Genomic DNA, 1,340 nt, shown 5'->3' with positions numbered 1-1,340 from the left:
CTATCAGAAAGCTATGATACCTCTAACGCAAAAGAAAAGCATGAAAAGTCTTTTGCTGGTGTGACAGGCTCTGTCAATGTGGGTATTCTTGGTACAGTAAAAGATGTAAAGGATGCAGCCAAACGTTTTGGTCATGGGGATACAAAACACAAAATCGGTAATGGTCTTATTGCTGGTCTAAAAGGCTATGATCTCTATAGCAAAGGCAAAGGTCTTTATAATGGGATGAAAGGTGGAAACAAACAGTCTATTCGTGATATTGTTGATGTTTCTGCTAGCGTAACCGTGGGCTTTAAGACAGAGAAGGAGGAGGCATCTGTTCAGACATCTACTGCGGTGACAGATAGCATAGAAGGAGGGCGTTCTATTAATATCCATGCCCATGAAGGCAGCATCCATAGTATTGGCGCTGATATTATCGCTGGTACCAATCCAGTCTATGCAAATGATGAACAGAGCGGGAATATCACCTTGGATGCAAGACAACATATCCTCTTTGAAAGTGCGCAAAACACACAAAGCACACAAAACCATACGCAAAGCGCTTCAATGAATGTTGGGTATAGTTATGGTACCGGTGGTCCAGGTTGGATGGGGAATGCTTCTTTTGGTAAAGGCAAGGGTTCCAGTGAGGAGGTTCAGCAAAAGAACAGCCATATTATAGGCACTGGCACTGTTCATACCAGCAGTGGAGAGGATACCACATTGGCAGGTGCCGTGGTTTCTGCAAACCATGTAGAAATGGAGGTTGGTCGTGATTTGAACATTACCAGTCGCAGTGATACGGGACAAAGTTCCAGCAAACAAAACTCTGTTGCCATTGGTTATAATAGCCGAGAAAAGGATGGTACAGCCACAACCAATATATCCTTGAACAAGGATAAATCCTCTAGTGATTATCATAGTGTTGTGGAACAATCAGGCATCAAAGCGGGTGATGGCGGTTTTAAGATCAACGTTAAAGATAAAACGACCCTAACTGGAGGTATTATTGAAAGCACCGCGCCGGCAGATAAAAACAGCCTGACCACAGGAAGCATTACCACCAGTGACATCAGCAACAGTGCGCATGCGCAAGCCAGCAGCGATGGGATCAGCATTTCTGCGGGTGGTCCGATGTATCAGGGCAAATATGGTGTCGGGAAAAACATTGCCAAAAATGTTTTAGATCATGCAAAAGCCAAAGATTCAGAGGAAGGCTATACCAAATCCGCCATTAGCGATAGCACTATTGTGCTGACAAATGAAGCAGGGCAGAAGGCGTTGACAGGGCAAGATGTTGAGCAAGCCATAGCCTCCCTTAATCGTGATACTGCCACCGCCCATAAGGGTGTACAACA

Annotated in this window: 1 protein-coding gene; it reads left to right on the top strand. The window is 44.8% G+C overall.

What is annotated here, in order from left to right:
* Window positions 1-1,340: hemagglutinin repeat-containing protein (locus ACFIKB_RS08375; protein ID WP_375653280.1), on the top strand; the 1,340-nt coding region annotated here is incomplete at both ends.

The organism is Bartonella sp. MR110HLJHH (genome assembly GCF_042194225.1).
GTDB lineage: Bacteria > Pseudomonadota > Alphaproteobacteria > Rhizobiales > Rhizobiaceae > Bartonella > Bartonella grahamii.
The sequence above is the reverse complement of the archived record's forward strand: the minus strand, read 5'-3'. Positions and strand labels throughout refer to the sequence as shown.